Raw genomic sequence first — 25,842 nt, 5'->3', positions numbered from 1 at the left:
AAGGTTAACATAATGATAAATAAAATATTAATGACGAGTAGCTTGCTATTGCTAAGTACCTCGATTGCGGCAGTGGAACGAGCACCGCAACAAGCTCCCATAGCTAAACAGCACATTCATGGCCTTGACCAAGCTATTGATGAACGAGCGCCAACCGCTCAAAGTCAATACCGCGCTAATGAAACTCACCATTTCAAAAAGAAACAGCCCCAATTAGCAAAGAGTAAATTTACACAATTGAATAATGTGGCAAGCAGTGCCGCTAGTTCATCATGTGATCTAAGCCTTTTTGCTACTAGCAACAGTAACACTCTGATCACTCAGCTAAAAAATCAAGGCTCAAGCTGCGTTAATGATTTATTTACTGCTAGCTCAAACATTCAACAAGCAGCGTTCACTTCAGATAATATGCTTGCAGTTGCTAACCATGTGAAAGGGTTGTCACAAAACTATAGTGGCGGCGGCGATGTTGATATTGAAGCGTTATTTTTATATTTACGTGCTGGTTTTTACGCTGAGTTTTATAATGACAACGTTAGTTTAGCGTCATGGGTTACTCCAGCCGTCAGAGATGCATTAGATGCCTTTGTTAATAATGAAAATTTTTATCAAAATAATGACGCTCACGGTAAAACGTTATCCGAAGTTATCATTACCATGGACAGCTCAGAGCAACAAGATGTTTACTTGCCGGTGGTAAAAGAGTGGTTATCACGTTGGGATCAAAGCTATGCCGATAAATGGAATATGCGCGGTGCGGTTAATGGCATTTTTACCATTTTATTTCGTGGCCAATATAACGATAACTTTAAATCTCTGATCGCTAACGATAATGAATTAGTGTCACTATTACATAGTTTCGTGATGCAACAATGGATGATAGATAGTGAAGCTGAGTTTTTAATCGCCAATGCTGCAAAAGAACTGGGTCGATTGAAAATGTATGACGGTGAGATCCAATCAACCGTTACTAGTGCCCTCACCCAAGTATTTAACTCAGACTACCAACTTTATGGTTTTGGTGACGCCGTATGGTTAGGCGCAGCAGAAACCGCGACTTATTACGGAGACTGTAGCAGTTTCGGCATCTGTGGTTATATCGATCAACTTGAAGCTCAGGCACTTTCACAAGTACATGTTTGTAGCCCGACCATTAAAATTCGCTCACAAAATTTAACAACTGTTCAGCAAACTTCAGCTTGTCAAACCATGGCAGCGGAAGAAAGCTATTTTCATAGTAAATTAGCCACTGAAAATACACCTATTCCGGGTGATAATAATATTCAACTTCAGGTTAATATTTTTAACAGCTCCAATGACTACGGCAAATATGCCGGTCATATTTTTGGTATCAATACCAACAATGGCGGCATGTATTTGGAAGGCGATCCATCGAGTGAAACTAATATCCCTAATTTTGTCGCCTATGAAGCAAGCTATGCCGAACCGGATCACTATATTTGGAATTTAGAACACGAATATGTCCATTATTTAGATGGCCGCTTCGACCTATTTGGTGATTTTTCCACACCAACTGAAGATGTCGTTTGGTGGTCAGAAGGCGTCGCTGAATATGTCTCAAAACAAGATAACAATCAAGCCGCCATTGATACCATTTTTGACGGTTCTACTTACTCCCTAGCTGAAGTATTTGCCACTAACTATGATGGTTTTGATCAAGACAGGATCTATCGCTGGGGTTACTTAGCCGTACGCTTTATGTTTGAAAATCACTTCACTGACGTTAAAGCTATGATAGCAGATACCCGTGCCGGCAATTGGAGTGCTTATAAAAATAAAATTGATACCTGGGCAGCTAATTATGGCGTTGAATTTACCACTTGGAGCCAAAACTTAAGCAACGAACCGACAGACAACATTGCCCCACAAGCGAATGCTAACGGCAGTTACCAGGGCCAAATTGATCAGCTAATTGCATTTTCAAGTGACGGCTCAACAGACACTGATGGCACTATTGAAAGCTATTTATGGGATTTTGGTGATGGCACTACCAGTACCTTAGCTAACCCTAGCCACAGTTACACACAAGCAGGTGAATACAATGTCTCTTTAAAAGTGACGGATAATCAAGGCGCACACCATAGCGATTTAACGACCGTCACTATCACAGCTACCAGCAGCAATACCTTAATCAACAAAACATGGTTAAACATTGCAGGCGACGAAGGCTCAGAAAACATCTACGCTATCAATGTCCCCGCTGGAGCAACAGGGTTACGCTTTGACACCTCAGGCGGTACAGGCGATGCTGACATGTATGTTAAATTTGGCAGCGAACCAAGCACAAATGATTACGATTGCCGTCCATGGCAAACCGGTAATACCGAAGTGTGCCTGATCGACAACGTACAAGGCGGAACATACTACGTCATGATCAGAGGCTATAACAGCTATCAAACCTACCTAATGGCAAGCTTTGACGCACCAGAAATTCCTGCGGTAGAAGATGCCTGTGCTCAGCAAGCGGCTATTTCCAGTGGGCAGTTAGTTGCAGATCAAGCGGTTTGTTTAGCTGAGAATTCGACCATTTGGCTCAGTGTCGCTGACGTGAACGGACATGACAACATAGCGATAGTCACCGCTCATGGCGACAATAACTTAGATATTGAATTTAGCAATTCTGGCTGGCCTAATGGCACAAATAATGACGGCCAATCAGCCAACCCTGGCAACAATGAGTGTATTTATTTGAGTGATTTAAGCCAATACTGGGGCTATATCAAAGTATCAGGCGATGCCAGTGGCGCTTCATTAGTGGTACGATTTGATGTTGATGGTTGTCAATAAGCACTAAGTATTAGCAACGCTATCTTTAAGCGTATTGATGAGCATACATTAAATATCAACAAAATTTTTCTCATAACGCTCAATACGCCCTAATAAAAAGCCATATTCAATCATTGAATATGGCTTTTTCATTACTAATATTTCACTATTCAGGTTATTTATATTTGACCTAAAACCTGCGCTGGTTCTACTTTTGTTGCCTGCCACGCCGGATAGATAGTCGCAACTAAGGTTAATACCAATGCCGTCATTATCGTGATAATAACGTCGACCTGTTTAACATAGGAAGGTAAGAAATCGATAAAATAGATATCACCTGATAAAAATTTAACTCCGAGCAAATGCTCAAGTGCCTGAGAAAATTCCGTTAAATTATTCGCTAAATAAACCCCTAGGCCACCACCAACGACACTGCCCAACACGCCATTAACAATCCCCTGCAACATAAAGGTGCTCATGATCAGTGACGATGAAGCGCCCATGGTTTTTAATATCGCAATATCGCCGCGTTTCTCATTAACCGCCATGATCAAGGTCGACACAATATTAAAACTCGCTACCGCTATCACTAACACTAACACGATAAACATCACCATACGCACCAGTTGAATATCGTTATATAAATGCCCCTGAGTACGAGTCCAGTTATACAGGTATAAATAATAATCTCTTAAAATATAACCCGCTTCATTGGTTATTTTCTGAATATTAAAAACATCATGCACTCGCAAACGTATGCCCTGTACTTGATCATCGTCATAACCAAATATTTCCTGACCTTTTGCTAATGAAATATAAGCCTGACTATTATCAATTTCTCCGCCAAAATTAAAAATACCACTGACAGTAAAATTGTATTTTGCTAAGGCACTGAGATTACGATTAATGTTAACTTGCTGACCTTGGCCCTGAGCTATTTTAGGGATCAACATTTGTACCGTATCACCAAGTGTCACCCCAAGCTTTTTAGCAACTCCGGCGCCAAGCACAACATGATTAGCTTGATAGAGTGAAAGCCAGGTTCCTTGGGTAAGATAGCTGGCAATACTAGACACTGATTGCTCTAACACCGGATCTACCGCCCTGACTTCAACCCCTTTTAATTGATCGCGTTTTTGCATCATCCCCTGCAATTTGATCACCGGGGCAGCAGCAACCACATCAGGATGTTGCTGCACTTTCTGGACATTCGACTGCCACTGATTGACGGGTCCACGACCTGAGATCAATTCACTGTGCGGCACAACCGACAATAAATGCTGAGCTAATGCCCGCTCAAAGCCATTCATTGCAGAAAGTACCATAATCAAAATCATCACACCTAAGGCAATCCCTATAGTTGATGATGCAGAAATAAAGGAAGCAAAACCCTTACCCTGTCGATTGCCGATATAACGGGTGGCTAAAAATACACTCACAGGTCTAAACATTAGTTGCTGTCGCCAAAGGTTTTAACTGGCCATGATCTAAACGTAACTGACGATCCATTTTCGCCGCTAATGTTAAATCATGGGTGACAATAACAAAGCTGGTATGGACCGTTTGATTAAGCTCAGTTAATAACTGATAAATTTGCTCTGCGGTATCAAAATCAAGATTACCTGTTGGTTCATCCGCAAGAACCAGCGAAGGTTTAGTCACTAGTGCTCGGGCTATTGCGACACGCTGACGCTCACCACCGGAAAGCTCTGACGGGCGATGCTTAATGCGATGAGCTAAACCAACCTGCTCCAGCATTTGCCTTGCCGCCAATTGCGCAGCTTTAGGTTTATCACCACGAATAAGTAATGGCATCGCAACATTTTCCAGCGCAGAAAACTCCATCATTAAATGATGAAACTGATAAACAAAGCCGATATGTTGATTACGAAATTCTGCTTTTTGATTATCAGATAGCTGATGAATATCCACACCATTGATCAGCACTTGCCCTTGTGTCGGTTTATCTAAACCGCCAGCCAAATGCAGAAAAGTACTTTTACCACAGCCAGAGCTACCGACGATAGCCAATAGTTCACCTTTGTTAACCGTCAGATTTAAATTATCTAATACCGGTGTTTCCAGCTTGCCCTGAAAATAAGATTTTTTTAGCTGCTTACACTGCAAACCACTATTCATTACGTAACACCTCAGCAGGTAAAGTTTTTGACGCACGATACGCCGGGTATAAGGTAGCGAGAAAACTCATTAAAATCGCAGACAAGGCAATCGTCATCACTTGTTGCCACTGTAAATCAACCGGCAAGTCTTGTACGCCATAGCCAGCGCCAAGTAAATTAATCCCTAAATTCGTCAGTAGCGGATTTAAATTCAGTGTTAAAGCAATCCCTGCAATGGCGCCGAATAACACTCCCCAAACACCATTGATCAATCCCTGACAGATAAATATTTTAACAATGCCGCCGCGGGTCATACCAAAGGTCTGCAATATCGCAATTTCCCCTTGCTTATCGATCACCACCATCACTAATGCTGAGACAATATTAAATGCGGCGACAGCAACAATTAAACTTAACATCAACCACATCATATTTTTTTCCATTTTCACCGCGGAAAACAATTTACCCTGGCTATGTTCCCACGGGGTAAAATTGAGCGTTCTTAGTGAGTCAGGTAGCTTAGAGATCACTTGTTGAGCAGCAAAAGCATCATCTAAATATAAGCGTAACTGACTAATGCCCTGACCTTTTCGCCTCAGTAACTTGGCGGCATCGCGACGATGAATGTAAGCAACACTGCTATCAACTTGAGAACCGACATTAAATAGCCCGACCAGGGTAAACATTCGCTGCATCGGGATGCGCCCCATTGGGGTATATAAACTACTGTTTGGTAACACTAAACGCACTTTATCGCCAATGTTCACATCCAGTTTTTGCGCCAGCGCTTGACCGATGATCACCGAATACGGTGACGCAAGCTGAGCAAAGTCGCCAGCCACCATGCTAGTGGTAGCAATGTTACTCGTTTCCAGCTCGGGTACTATCCCCTGTAGCAGCACTCCTTGCAGGCTGGCATTGGATAAAATAAGCCCCTCACTTTCAATAAACGGGGTAACATCGGTGACATGAGGCAAAGGCAACAGTTGTTGTTTAATCGCTTGCCAGTCATCTAGCACCTGATGATTACTATCCACAATAACGTGCGGCACTATACCTAAAATTCGCTTTTTTAATTCCCCTTCAAAGCCATTCATTACCGAAACAACAGTAATTAACGCAGCAACTCCCAATAAGATGCCACTAATAGAGAAAAAGGTAATAAATGAGACAAAACCTGAACGATTTCTGCTTCGGCTATAACGCAGACCTATAAAAAAACTAACCGGATGGAACATTAATCCCTTACATTCAATAGCAGGTGGATAAAATAGATGGCAAGAGCATACCACCCTTTAGCTTAAAGACAAATATCTCAACAGATGAAATCTATTGAACGCAATTGTTAACAGACTGTAAACTATTACAATTAAGCACAGTGTTACAAGATTCTGCCATAAGATTCATCCAAATAATGTAAGCAGATATGAATAAAAGTGGAATTTTAACTCGCTAGTCCTTAGTATCTCTCAGGTAACAAATTTTATTTATTATACTCTAGAGCAAAACCATGAAAAAAATTATAACAAGTGCGCTATGTTCATCTCTGCTATTCGTAGCAGGATGTAACGAAACAGCAACAACAGCAGAAACCACAAAAACTCAAGCACCAGAAACTAAAAAAACCATGCTGGCATCAGGCATTGAACAAGCCAATATCGATCAATCCATTCGTCCACAAGATAATTTTTATCAATATGTTAATGGCGGTTGGCTTAAAGCAAATGAGATTCCAGCTGATAAAACCTCTATCGGTTCCTTCATGGACTTACGCGATGCCGCTGATGAAAACGTCAAACTAATCATTGAAGAGTTGGCCGCAACCCCAGATTTAGTGAAAGGTAGCGATGAACAAAAAGTCGCGGATCTGTTTCGTTCATTTATGAACAAAGAAGCAAGAGATACTGCTGGCATTAAGCCAATTGAGTCACTATTAGCTCACATCAGTCAATTAAAAGATAAATCAGCAGTTGCCGACTTTTTAGGTCAGTATCAATCCAAAGGGGTTAACAGCCCATTGAATTTTTATATCGGTGTCGATGCCAAAGACTCAAGCAACTATGCCACTCATATCTGGCAAGGCGGCTTAGGTTTACCTGATCGCGACTATTATTTCAATGAAGCAGAACGTTTTGCTAACTTACGTGACGGCTATGTTAAGCACATTGCCAAAATGTTTGCCTTAGCAGGTCTGGAAAATGGCGAAGCGGCAGCGAAAACCATTATGGATTTTGAAACGAAACTAGCAGGCTTTCATTGGACCCGCGTTGAATCGCGCGACAGCAATAAACGCTATAACAAATTTGCCGTTAGTGAGTTAAATTCATTAACTGATGGTTTTGACTGGTCAGCCTATTTAGCCGCTCAGGGGGTTGATAAGCAAAAAGATATCATTATTAACCAACCAAGTTTTGTTAAAGGTTTTGGTAAAACTATCGCAGAAACATCATTGGCCGACATTAAAACGTATTTAACCTTCCATGCGTTAAGCAGCTTTGCGCCATATTTAAGCAGTGACATCGATCAAGAAAATTTTGATTTCTTCTCAAAACAGTTACGTGGTCGTAATGAGCAGCGTCCACTATGGAAGCGCGGCGTTTCTGTCGTTAACGGCAACCTAGGTGAAGTGATCGGTAAAATTTACGTATCAAAACACTTTAAACCTGAAGCAAAAGCCCGGATGAGCGAGTTAGTTGAAAACTTACGTAGCGCTTATAGCAAGAGTATTAACGACTTAGAATGGATGTCCGACGACACCAAAAAAGCGGCACAAGTCAAACTAGCAGCCTTTACTCCAAAAATTGGTTACCCGGATAAATGGCAAGATTACTCTAAGTTAGAAATTGATGCGGGTGATCTGGTGGGTAACATTATGCGCGCGCAAACGGCTGCACATCACAAAGAAGTTGCTAAGCTTGGTGGCCCTATCCAGAAATGGGAATGGGGTATGACGCCACAAACGGTAAACGCGTATTACAACCCGACAGTCAACGAGATTGTTTTCCCAGCGGCAATTTTACAACCACCTTTCTTTAATATGGCGGCTGACGATGCCGTTAACTATGGAGGCATTGGTGCAGTAATAGGTCACGAGATGGGTCACGGTTTTGATGATCAAGGCAGTAAATACGACGCCGAAGGTAACTTGAAAAACTGGTGGACTGACGCTGACTTAGCGGCGTTTAAAGAACGTACCGATGCTTTAGTTGCTCAGTATGACGCCTATCAGGTCTTTGACGATCTCAACGTTAACGGTAAATTAACCTTAGGGGAAAATATCGGTGATTTGTCTGGTTTAAGCATTGCTTATAAAGCGTATAAAGCCTCTTTAGACGGTAAAGAAGCACCAGTAATCGACGGCTTAACTGGCGATCAGCGTTTCTTTATGGGCTGGGCACAAGTATGGCGCTTTAAAAGCGTAGAAAAATCATTACGTAACCGAATTGCCACCGACCCTCATTCACCAGGTAACTTCAGAGCGATAGGCATTTTATCAAATGTGCCTGAGTTCTATAAGGCATTCGAAGTGAAAGAAGGCGATGCCATGTATATCGCACCAGAAAAACGCGTTAAGATTTGGTAACTAGCTTTTAAATATAAAGCCAAAAAAGCCTGCTATAATGCAGGCTTTTATTTTGACAACCTTTGCTCACTCTTTATCAAATCACTGTCATGGGAAAGTAGCTTTAAACACTCGTTATTACAACGAGCTTCTTCACAGTACTCAAACGAAGCATAGGCCTACTTCGGCAAAATGTCTGGATGAAAAATTCAATTGCAGCAGCGCGCGATTCCTGCATGGATGCAGGTTAGTAGAATAACGCAGGAGCAGTTAACGAGAGTCCAGAGAGGGTTCGCGTTAACCCTTTCTGGGTGTCGTCGCCACCGCGACAATATAATTTTGAAAGAACACCTAATTGTTAAGGATTTTTCATATTTAGTAATGCTTAACTAACTGGTATTGATAAAAACAACAGGCTTGTACTATCAACACCAACTATTTATAGTTTCTCGCATACAACCAAGAACTTAAGGTTAAAATCACATAAAGTCCTGTAATAAAAACCAACTGCTCCGGCTGATGAACCCATTCATAATACAAGATCAAAATGACACCAATCAGTAATCCTGCCATAGAGATCAGCGAAATTATCATCGAAGACTGAGTCTGTTGACGAATTTTAAAATTAGCAAAAGCCATAAGTAATGACACAATTAAAAAAGTGACACTGCCAAACTCCAGGATCACAGTTAAGTTACCAACTAATATCAGTATAAAAGCTAGTAAAGACATACTGATAATAGCCACCATCGGAATACGCCGACTACGTTTCGCCAGCGCTTGAGGAAAATAGCCATCATGGGCAATCACGGCCATTTGTCGTGACGCGCCAAAAATAGTGCCGCTAATAGCACTACTGGTGGCTAATAATGCCCCCAATATCACTAGATCCGTGCCCCACTGTCCGATAACATCGCCTGCTCCCGCCGCTAAAGCATATTCCTTATTATCAATCAGCTCACTAAAGGGGATCGCAACAATAGCACCAAAGGCAATCACCACATAGATCAGTACGGCAACCACTAACGCGGTATAAATAGCTCGAGGAATATTTTTTTCCGGCTGGTCCATTTCTTTCACCGCGTTAATAACCAATTGAAAACCTTCATAAGCAACAAAAGTTAGTGACGCAACGATCAATACTGCCAAGAGATTAAACTCAGATTGACTTTTCATTAACACGGGTAAGCTAGTTTGGCTGTGGTTGATCAAAACATAAGAAATAAAAGCTAAAATCAATAATTTGGAATAGACCATAAAATCTTCAATTTTCCCCATGCCCTTAACGCTCCAAAGGTTCACCAAGGTAAAAAATATGATCACCGCACCAGCCACCAGCTTTCTTACTAACTCATTATCAGCAACAGAAAAACCGCTAAGCGCATAAGAAGAAAAGGTATAGGCATACAAAGCCAAGGTACTGATATAACCAAAAATAACCCACCAGCCGATGAGTGATGCGGCAAAAGGCGAATTAGGAAAGGTGCGTTTATAAAATGAATAGGTCGCTCCTTCATCCTGATAATAGCTACCCAGTTTAACGTAAGCATAGGCGGCAAAAAATGCTAGTAAACCGCCAATAACGATAGCTAACAAGGTATAAACCCCAATAAGCGAAACCGAAATGCCGAGCACGGTAAATATACCACCACCAACCATGCCCCCTAGCGCTATGGCAACAAGTTCGATGACACCGAGTGTTTTTCCTCTTTTTCTATGACAAGAGTGGCCGTTATTGGTCAGCAAATTATTATTCATTTTTACACACTTACGCTATTAGTCTTACAAGCACAAGTACAAATATTATTCATCAAGGTATTAATTAAAATCAGTGAAAAAGCAATAATCAGCTCACAACGACAAATTCAAGATAAACAACTGATGAAACAATAAATTTCCGAATTATTCACGGAAAACACAAACAATTGTTTTAATTAATTTTGCAAAAATTACTATAATTAATTTTCTTCTGCTTGATAAGCGTATACAGTATGCAACTAATAATAACAGTATTGGAATAATAATATGACAAGTGCGCACACTACTTCGCCATCAAATATTCCTGAATTCGATAACCTATGGGGACATCCTAAGCCACTTTGGATGCTCTTTATGGCCGAATTTTGGGAACGCTTTGCCTTTTATGGCATTCGTTGGGCATTAACCCTTTACATCGTTGCACAATTTTTTAACGGTGATCCATCTGGCCAATCGTTTGCCTCTAACACCTATGGTGCTTACTTAGCCTTAGTATATGCCAGTGCCATTTTTGGCGGCTATGTCTCCGATAAAATCATCGGGGCTCAGCATTCCATCCTTACTGGCGCCCTTATTATGGGGCTTGGCCTCTTTATGATCATGCTGCCCAATCAAACCTTATTTATGGTAGGTCTGGCAACCGTGATTGTCGGTAACGGCTTATTTAAGCCTAATATTTCTAACCTAGTCGGTAAAATTTATCCGCATGGCGATCCGCGACGCGACCGTGGGTTTAGTATCTTCTATATGGGCATTAATGCCGGTGCCATGGTCTCGCCTATCATTACTCAATGGCTAGCCAGTACCTATACTGACACGCCAATGATGACGAACTACAAAATGGTGTTTGCTGCAGCTGGCGTTGGTATGCTGATCAGTTATGTCTGGTTTTATATCGGACGTAAGCAATTAAAAGGCATTGGCGCATTAGAAAAAACCCCAATAAGAACACAACGGTTATTAAAAGTGATTGTTGGCGCCGTTTTATCTATTATTCCAGTTTATATCTTAATGGCGTACGCTGGTGCCCAAGTACTGGCGTGGATTTTATTTGCTATCTTTGTTGCGCTTGCCGCGATGTTGCTAGTTGAAACGAAAAAAGAGGGCAAGGTGGCATTTGAAAAAGTGATCGCCTGTTTAATCATGTTCTTATTTAACGTGGTCTTTTTTGCCTTTTTCGAACAAGCGGGAAGTTCATTTACCTTCTTGGCGCAAAATATCGTTGATCGTACTATCACAGAGACCTTTACTTTCGAAATAGCCTGGTTCCAGTCAGTTAACTCAGTCGCTATATTAATTTTTGCGCCTATTGTTTCCGCTATCTGGTTGTTCAGCTCAAAGCGCAACTTTGAGCCTAATATTCCACAAAAATTTGCCATCGGTTTATTAGCTACAGGGTTAGGTTTCTTGGTCTTAATGTATGCCTTAGAAAGTCTGCTCAATAGCAATAACATGATCCCGTTATGGCCATTAGCAGCTTGTTATGTATTACATACCATAGGTGAACTCTGTTTATCACCGATTGGCTTATCTATGGTCAGTAAATTAATCCCAGCGTCACTAGCAGGCTTTGCCTTCGGTGGCTGGTTCTTAAGTACCGCCATAGGAAATAACTTCTCCGGTATCATTGCCGGTTCAATGAGCGGAGAAACAGGAATGACAGTTGCTTCCGCACTTTCAGGTTTTAGCTTTAGCTTCTGGCTGTTAGCGGCGGGTGGCGTGGTGTTACTTATCCTAGCGCCATTTATTAATAAACTGATGCACGGCGTTAAATAAATTACGCTTACATTAGATTAGATAATTAAAATGAAATCATCGAAGCCAGTGACTAAATTTAGCCACTGGCTTCTTTTTATTGACCAACAAATCAATAATGTTATTTAAACTAGACGTATCAATCAAAATTTTTAATTAGCGCGACAAAAATTATTACGTTTTCCTGTTTGTCGATGCCCTTTACAATGACGCTACTCCAATCAAATCTTTCATATGTTACAAGCCAATGAAAAGAAAACACACTTGGTACCTCGATGCATTAGTACTGGCGTTTTTACTGTTAAGTATCTTAATTGCCGCAGGGGCAATGGCCAACGAATTATCCGCTGACAACAAAGTAAAAACAGTGTTTAGTCGGATTGAAAGTTCACTCAAGCAACTCAAATTAGCAGGTAATTTTAATCTACACACAATAAAAGCAGTGCTGAGCACTGAATTATTACCAGAAGTGGATACGAAATTTTTTGCTTATAAGGTACTTGCTCAGCACTTAACACAATTATCCGAGCAGCAAAAAGTGCATTTTGAGCATGAATTATCATTACAGCTCATCAATAGCTACAGTCATTTACTGAGTAAGTACAACAATGAGTCACTAAGCTATAAGCAAAGTAACGTCTCTAAAAGTGGTAAATTAGCTATGGTGAATATCACCATCATTGGCATTAATAAAACTAATCAAGCAACGGTAAAATTGCGCAAGTCAGCTAGCCAAGAGTGGCTGTTTTTTGATATTGTCATCGAAGGGATCAGTTTACTCGATGCTAAATTAAAAGAAATTAACAGCAGCATTCGACAAAATGGTATTGAACAAACCCTGATTAAACTGAACGAGCTAAATATCAGTAAAGCTAATTAAATTTTTACCTCTTAATAATAAAGGAAAAACAGATATCTCTAATGCAGAATAATGCGACCCTAACAAGCCTCATTAACTTTATCGCCCCGGTATTCACTAACAAGTTTTTTCTGAGCTTACTGTTAATAACGGTATTTTTGCTGATCAAACTGTTATTAGTGAAAGCGATCAAACGAAAGTCTAAACAGGACAAACGAATAAAAATTAATATGGTTAACAACTTGTTTACCCTATTAATGATAGTGATCATCTTTAATATCTGGTCGGAAGAAATTCAAAAATTTGCAATTTCCATTGCCGCTTTTGTTGTTGCTATCGTGTTGGCAACGCGAGAGTTTATTCAATGCTTTATTGGTTTTGTTTACTTATTATCAAGCAGACCATTTCGTATTGGTGACTGGATCCAAGTTGGTCATCATTTTGGTGAAGTCCATTCCACCGACTGGGCCAAAATGACCATATTAGAAGTCGATAAAGATAGTTACCAATATACCGGAAAAACCTTGTACCTGCCTAACAGTCAGTTAATCACCTCAGTGATCAAAAACCTGAACTTTCTTAAACGTTATGCCATGCATCATTTCACTATCGTTCGGGATGATAGCGTTAATCCGTTTGAGTTTTTAGATAGCTTGTATGAAAAAGCACGGTTATATTGTGATGACTTTAAAGATGTCGCTATCCGCTATAACCAGTTGATTGAGAGTCGCCTAGAGATAAATATTGCTGGCCCTGAGCCACATATTCAAATAGCGACCTCGGAACTTGGAGATACTCAGGTATTTTTTACTATATTTTGCCCGACCGAACAGGCGCTGGAAATAGAGCAGAAACTCACAGGTGATTTTATGCGCTTATGGTTTGCTGAAAAAGCCAAAATAGCACAAGCATAAACCAACAGGCATTTAATTAAAAATAAGTGCCTGTACTTCTGTTAATTTTTCAAACTGAGGTAAAGCAAGCGTTTGCATATTTTCAATCGACAAGGCCGCGTGTAAAGGTAGTGTCGCCGCACCTTTTAAGGCAACTTGCTCAACATTAGGTGTTTTGATCACCCGCACCACTTCCCTGTCCCCATACTGAGAAACAGAAGGAATATATGGTCGCAATTGCGTAATAAATTTATTTAAAAACCATGAACTGACATCACCACCAATAATAATGGTTTGGCAATTTAATATTGTTTCTAAGCTATGAATCGCGATTCGCATCGGCTCTGCTGCTTGCTCGAACCAAGGGGTCAACTTATCTTGATTTGCCAGACAATACTGGGCTAAGTCTTCATTACTGGTAAAGTTTTTACCCAGTGCTTGCTTTAAAGAACAAAGCGAAACAAAGTCGTTTAATCGCCCTAACTCTGCCGTTTTATCATCTGTTTCTGGGGTGACAAACATTTCGCCTATTGCCCCAGTTAAGCCATTTTGTCCCAATAGTATTTTTCTGTCATAAACCACTGCAGCTTCAACGACGTCAGAAATATGCACGCAAACAAAACTGTGTAATTGCTTAGCTTCACCATAAAGCATTTGAAATGCAGCACATGCGGCTGCAGTTGTTTCGCTTGCGACCGGTAAAGCCAGTTTTTCTGCCAACTTTTGTTTAAAAGCTAAATTGTATTGATAAGTAGAGAGATCGTGGTGACGTTGAGATACAAACGACAGCCCAGCCCCTAAAATGTTTAACTCACTTAACTGGCTCTCAACCAGTAACTCTTGATAAAGCTTAGCGATTTCGGCAAGTAAATTTTCTTCATTAAGGACGCCTGAAAGATAACTATGTTCAGTCACGGCAATCTCTTGCCCTAACAGGGAAAAAATACCCGCTTCAATTTTATCATTGAAGACACGAAGCGCCAGACTATAGGTAGCTTCCGGGTTGATTGATAACATTTTAGAAGGCTTACCTACCGCTCCCTCTTTTTTCACCCCTGTCTCAATCACTAAATTTGCTGACAATAACTCTTCCACCATGTTGGTAATGGTTTGTTTAGTCAAATGGGTTGTCCGTGAAATTTCTACCCGAGAAATTGGCGCCTGGGTAACTATTTCCGACAACACTAAGCGTAAGTTTAAGGCTTTATTTTGTTTTGAATTTGAGCCTTTCAAGTGAAATCAACCTTTTAATAAATGTCTACCTTAACTATTGTACTGATTTTGTTGCCAATAAAACATAGTTAGCACTAAACAATTTTGCTTATAACTTGAACAAAAGCTAAATAAAATTAAAAACAAAATATTAAGTCAAAATGTTTGACATAATATTTTATCACTTTACTATAGAGAGCATAGGGTTATAAATTAGGACGTTATTAATGGCTGTTTTAGGTCACCTCATTACATTACAAAAACTAAAACCATACCTTTTATCTGTCTTGGTGCTGATGGTGATATGTTCACCCGCCAATGCACTTAATTTAGACAATTTACATGATGCAGAAAAGTCTGCCAACGTGGTTTTATCGGCAAAGCAAATCCAGCAGCTGAAAGCCAAAAAACTCACAGCAGCGCTAGCATGGCACGGTTCAAGTACCTGGGTAAGTGCGGTAACCAACGGTGCTAAACAAGCGTTCGAAGAGTTAGGCATTAAGGTTGTTGCTATTACTGACGCACAGTTTGATCCGGCAAAACAGGTGGCTGACTTAGAAAATATCAGTGCGATGAACCCCGACATTATTCTTTCATTATCGGTAGACAGTACCAGCACTAAAGCAACTTACGCACAAACCATCAGTAACGGCGCCAAATTGGTGCTGTTAAGTAATCCTATAGAAGGCTTTGTTCATGGTAAAGATTACGCGGGGATTGTGACCGACGACATGTTTGGTATGGGTAAAGCGGCGGCAGAACTCACCAGCGATGCATTAGAGAATAACGGCAAATTAGGCATTATTTTCCATGATGCTAACTATTTTATCACCAATAACCGAGATCAAGCCTTTAGAGAGGCAATTCAACAATATCCGCACATTAGCGTCATCAGTGAAAAAGGTTTTGTCAAAGAACATGAAACCAGTAATATTGCTGCTGCTATGGTATTACAAAACCCAGATTTACAAGCAATTTATGTTTCCTGGGATAGCGCAGCTGAAGGCGTCATTGAAGCGCTGCGCTCACTCGATCGCCCGGATATTAAAGTCATTACTCATGACTTAGGTGTCAACAATTTATTAGATATGGCGACTGATGGAAATCTATATGCAACGGTTGCTGATCGGCCGTTTGATATCGGCGCAACGATGGCGAAAATAGGTGCTGGCGCCATTTTAAATAAACCCGCGGCACCAGTTACTATCGTCCCCTTTGATAAAGTGACAAAACACAATATCGCAACCGTATGGCAACATGCATTTAAGACAAGTTTGCCAAAATTACTTAACCAAGCCTTAACACAATAAAAGGAACCAAGATGAGTGTTCAAAGCTTAACCCTAAGCCAAGTGAAACAACTGGCCATTAAAAAAGAAGCGTACATTTATTACATCTTTTTGTTTGTACTGCTATTTTTTGCTGCCCTTTTACAAGATACCGCATTTCTCACCGTATCCAACTTTATGAATATTGTGAAACAAACCGCGCCATTAACCATAATGGCGGTCGGTTTAACGTTCGCCTTAGCCGTTGGCCATATTGATTTATCTATTGGCTCAGTAGTTGCTTTAAGTGCACTGGTTGGCGCATTATTATTACAACATACCGGCATCCCGCTCGCGGTGTTAGGAGCCTTGTTGGTTGGGGTAACTGTAGGGTTAATTAACGGTTTATTAATTGAACGACTACAAGTTTCTTCCTTATTGATTACCTTAGGTACTATGGGGGTAATTACCGGTATTGCCCGTCAACTAACTAATTTAGAATCTGTGCCAATTATCAATCAAAGCTTTACCTTTATGTTCGGTGCCGGTTCGGTATTTAACATTCCGGTACTGCTTATCTGGACTCTGGTCATCAGCTTAGCAGCATATCTGGTACTAAATAAACTTTCCGCTGGCCGACATCTACTGGCGGTTGGCGGTAACCCAAACGCAGCACGCGCTATGGGTATAAAAGTAACCCGGGTACGCTTATATGCCTTACTTGCTTCTTCTACAGCAGCTGCATTAGCTGGACTATTATATGCAGGCCGCTTACACGGTGCTCGCTACACTTTGGGGGAAGCAGACTTACTTACCGTTATTGCTGCTGTTGCCATCGGAGGCACTAGTTTATTTGGCGGTCGAGCTTGTATTGTTGGTGCCATCTTAGGTTCATGGTTAATGGGTATGATCAATAACGGCCTTATTTTGTCCGGTTTCTCAACGAACGAACAGATGATCGCCCGTGGCATCATTCTTATTATTGCGGTGGCTATTGGTGTCAAGGAGTATAGAAATGGCTAGAACAGCTTTAGATCAAACAGCGTTAGAATTAACCAATATCGCCAAAAGTTTTGGCGGTGTCCACGCGCTAAAAGACGTTTCTTTTAAAATAAACAAAGGCGAAGTCGTCGGATTACTCGGCGATAACGGTGCCGGTAAGTCGACACTGGTCAAGTGTATTTCCGGCATTCATTCACCAGATAAAGGCGATATTATTGTCAATGGTGAAACCGTTAAGATCAGCTCACCAGAAGATGCCAGAGACGCTGGCATAGAAACGGTATTTCAAGATCTCGCGATGATCCCGGAATTTGATATAGTGCAAAACTTATTCCTCAATCGAGAAATAAAGCATAAAAACCCAATCTTACGCTGGCTTGGCTGGTTAGATACTAAAGCGATGACCAGACGGGCTCGCAAATCCCTCAATCGTTTAAATACGCGTATCCCTTCCTACAAAGAAAAAATTCACAACTTATCTGGTGGCCAACGCCAGGCTATTGCCATTGCACGGGCAGTAAACTGGGGCGCAGACATAGTAATCATGGATGAACCGACCGCGGCACTCGGCGTTGAACAAAGTGCGCAAGTAAACGAACTGATCAAAGTGATCAGTTCACAAGGAGTTGCAGTGCTACTCATCAGCCATAACATGCAGCATGTCAAAGACACTTGTGATCGCGCTGTTGTCCTTTATCAAGGCACATCTGTCGCCGATGTTTGCGTCAACGACGTGACGAAAGAAGATCTAGTATCATTAATCACCGGAGCCACCAGCGTAGCCGCTTAATACAATATATTAGCCTGTACTAGCAGCATGATTTTTCATGCTGCTTAGCTTTTTACACGCAAAATTTAGCTATTTAAAGGATTATCTATGAACAGTAGTCGAAAGGTTGAGCAATTAATCGCCACTTTATCTATTGAGGAAAAAGTCGGGCAGCTCTTTATTTTAGCATTTTCAGGACAAGATATTAGCTATGCCAAAGAGTTAATTAAACATTATCACGTTGGCGGCTTTTATATTACCGACGATAACGCACATTCACTGGCTGATGCCAAAAAATTATCTCATAGCTTGCAGCAACAAGCGGCATTACGCTCATGCGACGCGCCACTGATATTGGCGGTAGATCAAGAAGGTGCATGGGGAATTTTAACCCAGGAAACTGATTTAGGCCCAGGTAATTTAGCCTTAGGTAAAGCAAATAACGTCGCGCAAACCAAGCAAATGTATGCTGTATTCGCCCAGCAGATGCAGGAAATTGGCTACAACACTCTGCTTTCTCCTTGCGCTGACATCAATGCAGACCCAGATAATCCTATCATAGGCCAACGTTCATTTGGCGAAGACACAACAACGGTCAGTAACCACGTTGTTGCCGCGGTGTCAGGTGTATTAGAAACAGGAAACCTGACATGTGCAAAACATTTCCCCGGCCATGGCGACACCGCAACCGATAGCCACCGTACCCTACCTAAAGTGGATAAAACATTGGCGCAATTAAACGCGCAAGACTTGCAACCTTTTGCAGCCGCCATCGCTGCTGATGTTTCGATGATAATGACTGCGCATATTAACTATCCGTTAATCGATCCAAACTATCCGGCAACCTTATCAACAACCCTGTTAACCGATATCCTGAAAAAACAAATGGGCTTTAACGGTCTGATCATTACCGACAGTATGAACATGTGGGCAATGCGCCATTATTACACGCCAAGCGAAGCGGCAATATTATCGTTAAAAGCAGGCGCACATTTGATCATGCTCAGTGAAGAGCATTACGAGAACGAAACCACTCCTTATAAGCAAATACAGCAAGAAACTATTCAAGGGGTTATCAAAGCGGTCAAATCAGGCGAGTTACCTGAACAGCAAATTGATCAAACATTAAAACATCTACTTTGCTTTAAATATGAAAAATTAGAAACAAGACACCTAATAACACCATTAACAAAGTCGCAGTGTACTGAAATTTCAGCAAATGCGGCGAAAAGCGCAATCACAATTATTCGGAATCAACATCAATTGATACCACTTGGCAGCCAACACTTTACCTTGGCCTGTGCCGCCGATCCCAAAGGATACGACAAACTGGTCAATAGCCGAGGAATTGGCCCGAACGATCCCTATAGCGCCAGTAGCGTTGTTATCGAACAGCTTAAGCAATTAAACGCCAATGTTGAATTACTGTCATTTGAGCACTTCCTGGAATTGCTCAATGGCAAAGGTCAGCTAAATAATGCAGCTCCTCTGGTGATACTGACGGAAGATTATCCTCTGCCAGGGGAAGACTTTGACCAGCAATCACAAACCGAACGCATAAAACAAGCGCTAGAGCTTTTCGGCGATAATGTCATTGTCTTAGCACTACGTTCTGATTATCACTTGGCACAATTACCCGAACTATCAAGCTATATATGCAGTTACTCAAGCCGAAAAGAAAGCGCAAAAGCGCTCGCTTACACCCTGCTAAACGCAAATTAATAAATTTACAAAAGAAAGCTATTGACATTTAGTCAAAATGATTGATTATTAATTAGTAAAAACAATTGACATAAAATATAAAAAATTATAACCATAACATTCGCTCAGCTTAGTTTCCGTTTCGGTACATGTTGTTAAGCACCATGAGCAGATAACAATAAAGGAAAAAACCATGTCGGTAACACTACACAATCAAATTAGACACAATACCTCGCTGTTATGTGCATCATTTAGCGCTATTGCGTTAATGGGGATGAGCAACTGTGCCGTTGCAGCAGAAAAAGATAACGCTGAAAATATCGAAGTGATTGAAGTAAAAGGCATCCGCGGCAGTTTAACTGCAGCCCTTAATAACAAGCGCTTTTCTGACTCTGTCCTTGATTCAATCTCAGCCGAAGACATAGGTAAATTTCCCGATAAAAATATCGGTGATGCAATGCAGCGTATTCCTGGTGTCACTGTGGTTCGTACCTATGGCGAAGTTAATGGTGTCACTGTTCGTGGTACTGCACCTGAACACAGTATGGTGTTACTTAACGGGCAAAATGTTGCCAGTGTTGGCTGGTTTGACTTAGGTGGAATTAACCGTAGTTTTAACTTTGAAATGCTAGCTGCTGAGCAAATCTCTGGTATGGACTTATATAAATCCGTAGAAGCGGATGTTAATGAAGGGGCAATCGGTGGTACTGTTAACTTAAGAACGCGTAAACCTTTAGAACTAGAGTCAGGCACTATATTTGCCTCTGCCGAAAGTGCCTACCACGACAATGCCCAAGAATGGGACCCGGCTTATTCGGCCTTAGGTAGCTGGAAAACAGATGATGAAACTTTCGGTATATTAGTGGCTTACTCAAATGAAGAGTCAAAAGTATATCGCGAAACATTATCAAACTTTGGTACTCCAGGCAGTGCCAGTCTAACAGACGATAAAGGTGTGACCCATAGCAGCTATGGCGCGATGTCTTCAATTTTATTTGATGAAGATAGAGAACGCTCCAGTACACAGTTAACAATGCAATACCTGCCATCTGAGAATCTTGCGCTAAGTGTAAACTACAACCTGTTTGAGCTAAACAACGATCACAACAACTCAGCCCTATTTGGCATTGTTGGTTTTGGCACCCTCGATGGTGACTCGATCACACATAATGATGCAGGCGTGATCACGCGCGCAACTACTAACGGCGCGAATGGTGCTGGGCTTGCACCATTATTTAACAACACGGTATTACGTACTCCAGAAATGCAAACTGATGCACTTAATTTAACCCTAGAATATGATGCCGATAACTGGTCACTCAATATGGTCGCCGGTAGCTCGACAGCCGAGGGGCGTACCAAGCAAAGCAGTACCTGGTGGGGAGATACCGACAATACAGCCAACGCGGGTTATACCTATGATGTTGATGGTGCGCTCGAAATCATTCCAACGAATTCTGATTACATGAGCAGTCACAGTAACTTTAAAATTTTCCAGGAATTTACCTATATCAATTATATTCGTGATAACGATATTGATTATTTTCAATCGGACTTTAGTTATCAGCTCGATAGAGGGATTTTCTCCACCCTTGAAGCAGGCGTAAAGTTTCAAAATCAAACCTTCTCCTCTCGCGGAGATTATCGAGATGTTGATGTTAATCAAGCGATCGCTCAAGGGTTAACCCTTGCTGATTTTAACGGCGGTTTTGTCAGCGGACTACATAGTAAGGAAGGTCGTTCTGGCAGTTTATCTGCTTTCCCAATAGCAAACCGTGAGATATGGGCTTACGCGAAACAAAATCAAGCTACTGACACCACCACCTTAAGTCAATTTTCCATTGAAGAAGATATGACAGCGGCTTATCTTAAAGCCAATTTTCAGGGAGAAGGCTTTCGCGGCAACATAGGGCTGCGCTTTGTTGATACCGACGTTTTATCAAAAGGCAGTATTGATGGTAAGCCGTCACAAGGGAAGAAAAATTATAGTAACTTTTTACCTAGCGTCAATATTGCAGCTGACATTACCGATGAGCTGATATTTCGTTTTGCCGCCGGTTCTACCCTATCGCGTCCCGATTATGACGATATGCAAATGGCCGAAACTATTTCCGTTAGTTTTGCTACCGCCACTGTTGGTAGCCCGGATCTCGACCCATACAAAGCAGATCAATACGACATTGGTTTAGAATGGTATTTTGACAGCGCCTCGGTTGTGGGTGCCACGCTATTTATCAAAAATATCAGTGATTATATTGAAACGACTGCGGCGACTGAGTCTTATGCCGGTTGTTCAGCAACATGTTTAGTGACCCGTTCTCGTAATGTGGGTACCGCAGATGTCACAGGATTAGAACTCCAACTCCAACATGATTTTGGTAATGGCTTTGGCTTCCAAGGTAACTATACCTATACCGACAGCGAAGTAACAAATTCTGCTGGTAAAACCGTACCACTAAATGAAGTATCGAAAAATTCTTTCAATATTTCAGGTTACTTTGAAAACGATAACTTTAGCGCTCGTCTGGCCTATAACTATCGTGACGAATGGATGCGCCAATATAACGGCAGCGGTAGCGACAGTGTTAACGATGCCTACAGCCAAATAGATGCATCTCTTGTATGGCATGCGATGGAAAATGTTGATATTTCTCTGGAAGCCGTTAATTTAACCAACGAAGCGATGATTTTACGTCAGCCAGACTATGGCAATGTCATCCACAGTATCGATGAATTTGGTGCCCGTTATTACCTCGGCGCGAGTATTAAATTCTAAATATCGCACAGGAACTTAGCCTATTTGGTTTGTTTACACACGTTCCAAGTAGGAGAAGTATCGTTTTTAATAACGATTAAAAACGATTTTGAAAGGGACTTTTCCTTTCCAGAAACGTCAGGTTGATTTTCAACCTGACTATTTTTGCTCACCTCTCACTATCCCCCTCCATTATCGACATTTTAAGTTAAAACAAAACAATTAGTAAAAACAATTGACATATTATTTTTTAGCTTCTAATGTTGTTAAACCGAACAAAAAACAAACAAAGACGAATTATTAACAAACAACAATCATCTACTTGTGAGTAAAAGGATAAAAAAATGAAAAAGTTCGCGTTAACAACCGCTATTAGTTTAGCCATCGCTTGTCACGCCAATGCGGCAAATGGTGGTGTACAAGACTTTCTAGATTCAGTGAGAAATTTTGAATCAGGTATTAACCCATATTTAGCTGATTTCTATGCACAAAACCTTAACAACCCGGTATACACTTATGCCAAGGTAACAGCACCTGGCCGCTTGGTCCGAGATTGTGCAACAGGTTCTATGGTTTCTGAACCAACCACTATTAATGAGTTTTTTACCAAATTAGGTATCGATGATATTTATAACCCAGCTACACCTAATGATGCTCAAATGTTTAAACAAATGCAGTATAACTCAATGAATGCCTGGGGCTTTGTTGGCTATCAATTAGGTGAAGCGGTGTTAATTGACTCAGGCTATTATAGCCCGAATGTTGTTACAATTGATGGCGTTGAATATGACAGCTTCTACATGTTTGTTGATGATAGCACTTGGATTGGGTGTAAAACAGAAGCGTTAGCAGAAATCCCAGGGTCTGGTGGCAACAAAGTCTATGTCACTGATATTAATAAATGGCAAGGCACCTTCACCGGCCGCAATGGCGTCAATTCGTTCGCCGATTTAGTTAAACCAGAAAAACAAGAACTGGTGATGCGTGACGCGATGCGTTTTAACTATTCTGTGATCAGTGGCCTGCTCGAAGACGCCAATATGACCTGGACCCAAGCGCTCGCTAAAACTTGGCCTGGCTATGATGATGACAATAACCCAATTACCATACAAGCCACTATGTCTGGTATTTTGGCCGCAGCCCATTTACGTGGCGCCTGGGGGGTTGGTGCTTTATTAACAAAAGATCAAATTACTTGCGACGAATTAGGAACTTGTATTACCAAGTATGTCTATAAATTTGGTGGCTATAATACCATTTTTGATACCCCTGCAGACGATACAATCGAAGGCTCAAGTTACAACGAAACGATGTCAGCTGGCTGGGGCAACGATATAGTTATTACTGGTGGCGGTGTTGATATCATTGAGTTAAATGAACAAGCAAACGCTGTGACGACAATACAGGATTTCACTGTTGGTGAAGATCGGATCATTTTACGAGACTGGGCAAATAGCTCACCATTGGCTAACTTAACCGTCACTGACACCACAAACGGAGCACAATTGCAGTTTGCGAGTCAAAACGTGGTGATTAATGGCGTTACGGCCAGCCAAATATCAGCAGATACAGAGGCCGTTATCGTCAATTCCAATGTTTATGCAATTGCCTGGTCAGGCAAACAAACAGTAAACAATTTTGACCCTGCGGTGGATAAAGTAAAAGGTACCGCTGGCATAGGTTTTAAACACTTAAAAGCTTATGAAACGGATAACGCATTAGTTATTGGCGTACAAGCTGCTGATGGCGGTATTTATAGCTCAATTACGTTAACTGGTTTAACACTTGCTGATTTATCTGCCGAAATGTTTACTAATGTAACCGGTGGCTTTGATCGCTTAGGTTATATTGTGCCGCTAAGCAGTCAAAACTGGGGCTGGAATAAAGTATTAACAATCAATAACTTTAGCGTTGAAAAAACGGTTATTAGCATGCCGCTATTTAACTATAGTTTTAGCCAACTGGAGCTGACGCAAGATGGCAATAATGCGATATTAAGCTTAGTCGACGCGACATCGGGCGGAGATAATAAACAACTAATTTTATTAAATACCAATGTCAGCGAGCTCTCTGCTACTAACTTTGAGTTCGTTAACGGTAATTACTCAGATATCACTATCGATATCCCAGTCTTTTACCCAATAACCGCGACAGTCAATGGCTCTGGTGGCAGTATTTCACCAACTCCTGATAGCAACAATGTAATTAACGCAAAAGGCGGCAGCGACTATACAGTGAACTTTAATGCTGATGCTGGTTTCAAAGTTGCCTCGATAACAGTTGATGGTCAAACAGTTGCCACAGCTTCAAGCTATACTTTCCCTGGTCTAAATGCGGCACATACATTGTCCGTTACCTTTGAACCAGGTGTTAGTTGCCCTGCTCAATGGGATGCAGCAAGTGTTTACACAGGTGGTATGCAAGCAACTTATAATGGCAAAATCTACCAAGCACGTTGGTGGAGCCAAAACAACAACCCTGAAAGCGGTGCACCATGGGATTACGTTGAAGATTGCCAGTAAAATTTACCATACTTCATAAGGCGCCATTAAGGCGCCTTTTGTTTTTAATACCATTCAAGCGTAATCAGCTAAAATAACGCTTCCGCAACGACCTTATTAGCACAAACCGATAGCAAGGTATTGCGCTCAACCTTAGTCCAATAGTCACTATTTTCTGTCACAGGTTCCGATGAAACAATAATGTTTTCGCCTTCTTGATGATAAAACAACGAAGCAGGCCTGACATCAGCTAATGTTGAATAACGGGTAAACACACTTTCCTGACCATTAGTTAAGGCAAAATTAATAAAAGCATTCGTGCTAGCCCCAACTTGCCGACGATAATCACTGATTTTTTCAATGGTATTACGCATCCCCTGTACCAGTTTGCTATGGCTCGCCTGTTGATCAAAGGCTATTTCATCTAAAAACAGCGCAAACGCACATTCTGAATCTGTGTTACCTTTAATAAAATCAAATGCCTGATCAGATAATTCACTTAACAACAGACGTCGAAAGCAACTAAATTGATCTAGCCTGCCATTATGCATCCACAAATAGCGGCCATATTGAAATGGATGACAGTTACTTTGTGACACTGGCATCCCCACGGAAGCATCTCGCACATGAGCAAAAAAATGCTTAGTGGGAATTTTAGTAGCTATCTGGCTTAAATTGCGATTACTCCACGCCGGCTCGATACTGACAAACGTACCGGGCAGTTCATCACTATGGGTTGGATACCAGCCAACACCAAAGCCATCGCCGTTGAGGGGATTAACCCGCATCTTTGCCTGCTTACTTTGCCGCACTAAAGAGTTTTCGGCATTAAACAATAAATCTTCCATCAAGGTGATTTCACCGGTATAAGCAATAAATCGACACATAATAAATAGCGCCT

Annotated in this window: 17 protein-coding genes; 11 read left to right on the top strand and 6 right to left on the bottom strand. The window is 41.3% G+C overall.

Annotation, left to right across the window (positions count from 1 at the left end):
- Positions 1-12: 12 nt before the first annotated feature.
- Positions 13-2,808 carry a collagenase gene (locus QQK06_RS15785; protein WP_284245736.1) on the top strand — a complete coding sequence of 932 codons (2,796 nt, stop codon included), beginning with the start codon at positions 13-15 and terminating at the stop codon, positions 2,806-2,808.
- A gap of 158 nt (positions 2,809-2,966) precedes the next feature.
- Here the strand turns inward: QQK06_RS15785 and lolE are convergent, their stop codons facing one another.
- Genes lolE through QQK06_RS15770 form a run of 3 tightly spaced genes read right to left on the bottom strand, consistent with a single transcriptional unit; the run spans position 2,967 to position 6,145 of the window.
- Entirely contained in the window at positions 2,967-4,238 is a 1,272-nt protein-coding gene (gene lolE, locus QQK06_RS15780) for a lipoprotein-releasing ABC transporter permease subunit LolE (RefSeq protein ID WP_284245735.1), read from the bottom strand.
- Positions 4,231-4,926 (bottom strand): lipoprotein-releasing ABC transporter ATP-binding protein LolD, encoded by a 696-nt coding sequence (gene lolD / locus QQK06_RS15775; RefSeq protein ID WP_284245734.1) that lies wholly within the window; start codon positions 4,924-4,926, stop codon positions 4,231-4,233. The genes lolE and lolD overlap by 8 nt, the downstream gene beginning before the upstream one ends.
- Positions 4,919-6,145: a lipoprotein-releasing ABC transporter permease subunit gene (locus QQK06_RS15770; RefSeq protein ID WP_284245733.1), complete on the bottom strand. Its 1,227-nt coding sequence runs from the start codon at positions 6,143-6,145 to the stop codon at positions 4,919-4,921. Before QQK06_RS15770 ends, lolD begins: the two co-directional genes overlap by 8 nt.
- A 272-nt stretch (positions 6,146-6,417) precedes the next feature.
- Between QQK06_RS15770 and QQK06_RS15765 the strand changes: the two genes are divergently transcribed.
- The gene (locus tag QQK06_RS15765) at positions 6,418-8,490 is read left to right on the top strand and encodes a M13 family metallopeptidase (RefSeq protein WP_284245729.1); all 2,073 of its coding nucleotides are present in this window, start codon (positions 6,418-6,420) and stop codon (positions 8,488-8,490) included.
- Between the two features lie 414 nt (positions 8,491-8,904).
- On the opposite strand, the gene QQK06_RS15760 is transcribed toward QQK06_RS15765, so the two are convergent.
- On the bottom strand, positions 8,905-10,227 hold the full coding sequence (locus tag QQK06_RS15760; protein WP_284245728.1) for an APC family permease: 1,323 nt from the start codon (positions 10,225-10,227) through the stop codon (positions 8,905-8,907).
- Between the two features lie 267 nt (positions 10,228-10,494).
- Between QQK06_RS15760 and QQK06_RS15755 the strand changes: the two genes are divergently transcribed.
- The 3 genes from QQK06_RS15755 to QQK06_RS15745 all read left to right on the top strand — a co-directional run bounded on the left by QQK06_RS15755 (position 10,495) and on the right by QQK06_RS15745 (position 13,755).
- The gene (locus QQK06_RS15755; protein ID WP_284245727.1) at positions 10,495-12,003 is read left to right on the top strand and encodes a peptide MFS transporter; all 1,509 of its coding nucleotides are present in this window, start codon (positions 10,495-10,497) and stop codon (positions 12,001-12,003) included.
- A 226-nt stretch (positions 12,004-12,229) separates the two neighbouring features.
- Positions 12,230-12,862, top strand: a complete 633-nt coding sequence (locus QQK06_RS15750; RefSeq protein WP_284245726.1) for an MlaC/ttg2D family ABC transporter substrate-binding protein — start codon at positions 12,230-12,232, stop codon at positions 12,860-12,862.
- A 41-nt stretch (positions 12,863-12,903) separates the two neighbouring features.
- Positions 12,904-13,755, top strand: a complete 852-nt coding sequence (locus tag QQK06_RS15745) for a mechanosensitive ion channel family protein (RefSeq protein WP_284245725.1) — start codon at positions 12,904-12,906, stop codon at positions 13,753-13,755.
- A gap of 12 nt (positions 13,756-13,767) precedes the next feature.
- Here QQK06_RS15745 and QQK06_RS15740 read toward each other — a convergent pair whose 3' ends face one another.
- A complete protein-coding gene (locus QQK06_RS15740) occupies positions 13,768-14,967 on the bottom strand; it encodes an ROK family protein (protein WP_284245723.1) in 1,200 nt (399 codons plus the stop codon).
- Between the two features lie 206 nt (positions 14,968-15,173).
- On the opposite strand from QQK06_RS15740, the gene QQK06_RS15735 reads away from it, so the two are divergent.
- From QQK06_RS15735 to QQK06_RS15710, 6 genes are all read left to right on the top strand, one after another.
- The gene (locus tag QQK06_RS15735; RefSeq protein ID WP_284245722.1) at positions 15,174-16,256 is read left to right on the top strand and encodes a substrate-binding domain-containing protein; all 1,083 of its coding nucleotides are present in this window, start codon (positions 15,174-15,176) and stop codon (positions 16,254-16,256) included.
- 11 nt (positions 16,257-16,267) lie between these two features.
- A complete protein-coding gene (locus tag QQK06_RS15730) occupies positions 16,268-17,236 on the top strand; it encodes an ABC transporter permease (RefSeq protein WP_284245721.1) in 969 nt (322 codons plus the stop codon).
- On the top strand, positions 17,229-18,005 hold the full coding sequence (locus tag QQK06_RS15725; protein WP_284245720.1) for an ATP-binding cassette domain-containing protein: 777 nt from the start codon (positions 17,229-17,231) through the stop codon (positions 18,003-18,005). Before QQK06_RS15730 ends, QQK06_RS15725 begins: the two co-directional genes overlap by 8 nt.
- Before the next feature lie 87 nt (positions 18,006-18,092).
- Entirely contained in the window at positions 18,093-19,706 is a 1,614-nt protein-coding gene (locus tag QQK06_RS15720) for a glycoside hydrolase family 3 protein (RefSeq protein ID WP_284245719.1), read from the top strand.
- 172 nt (positions 19,707-19,878) lie between these two features.
- On the top strand, positions 19,879-22,461 hold the full coding sequence (locus tag QQK06_RS15715; protein WP_284245718.1) for a TonB-dependent receptor: 2,583 nt from the start codon (positions 19,879-19,881) through the stop codon (positions 22,459-22,461).
- Between the two features lie 323 nt (positions 22,462-22,784).
- A complete protein-coding gene (locus QQK06_RS15710; RefSeq protein ID WP_284245717.1) occupies positions 22,785-24,962 on the top strand; it encodes a carbohydrate-binding protein in 2,178 nt (725 codons plus the stop codon).
- A 68-nt stretch (positions 24,963-25,030) separates the two neighbouring features.
- Here the strand turns inward: QQK06_RS15710 and QQK06_RS15705 are convergent, their stop codons facing one another.
- Complete coding sequence (locus QQK06_RS15705; protein WP_284245716.1) at positions 25,031-25,828, bottom strand: class II glutamine amidotransferase; 798 nt, start codon at positions 25,826-25,828, stop codon at positions 25,031-25,033.
- Between the last annotated feature and the right edge of the window lie 14 nt (positions 25,829-25,842).

Source organism: Thalassotalea insulae (assembly GCF_030161395.1).
GTDB classification, from domain to species: domain Bacteria; phylum Pseudomonadota; class Gammaproteobacteria; order Enterobacterales; family Alteromonadaceae; genus Thalassotalea_E; species Thalassotalea_E insulae.
Note: the sequence above shows the minus strand (reverse complement) of the source record. Positions and strands in the feature narration are given on the sequence as shown.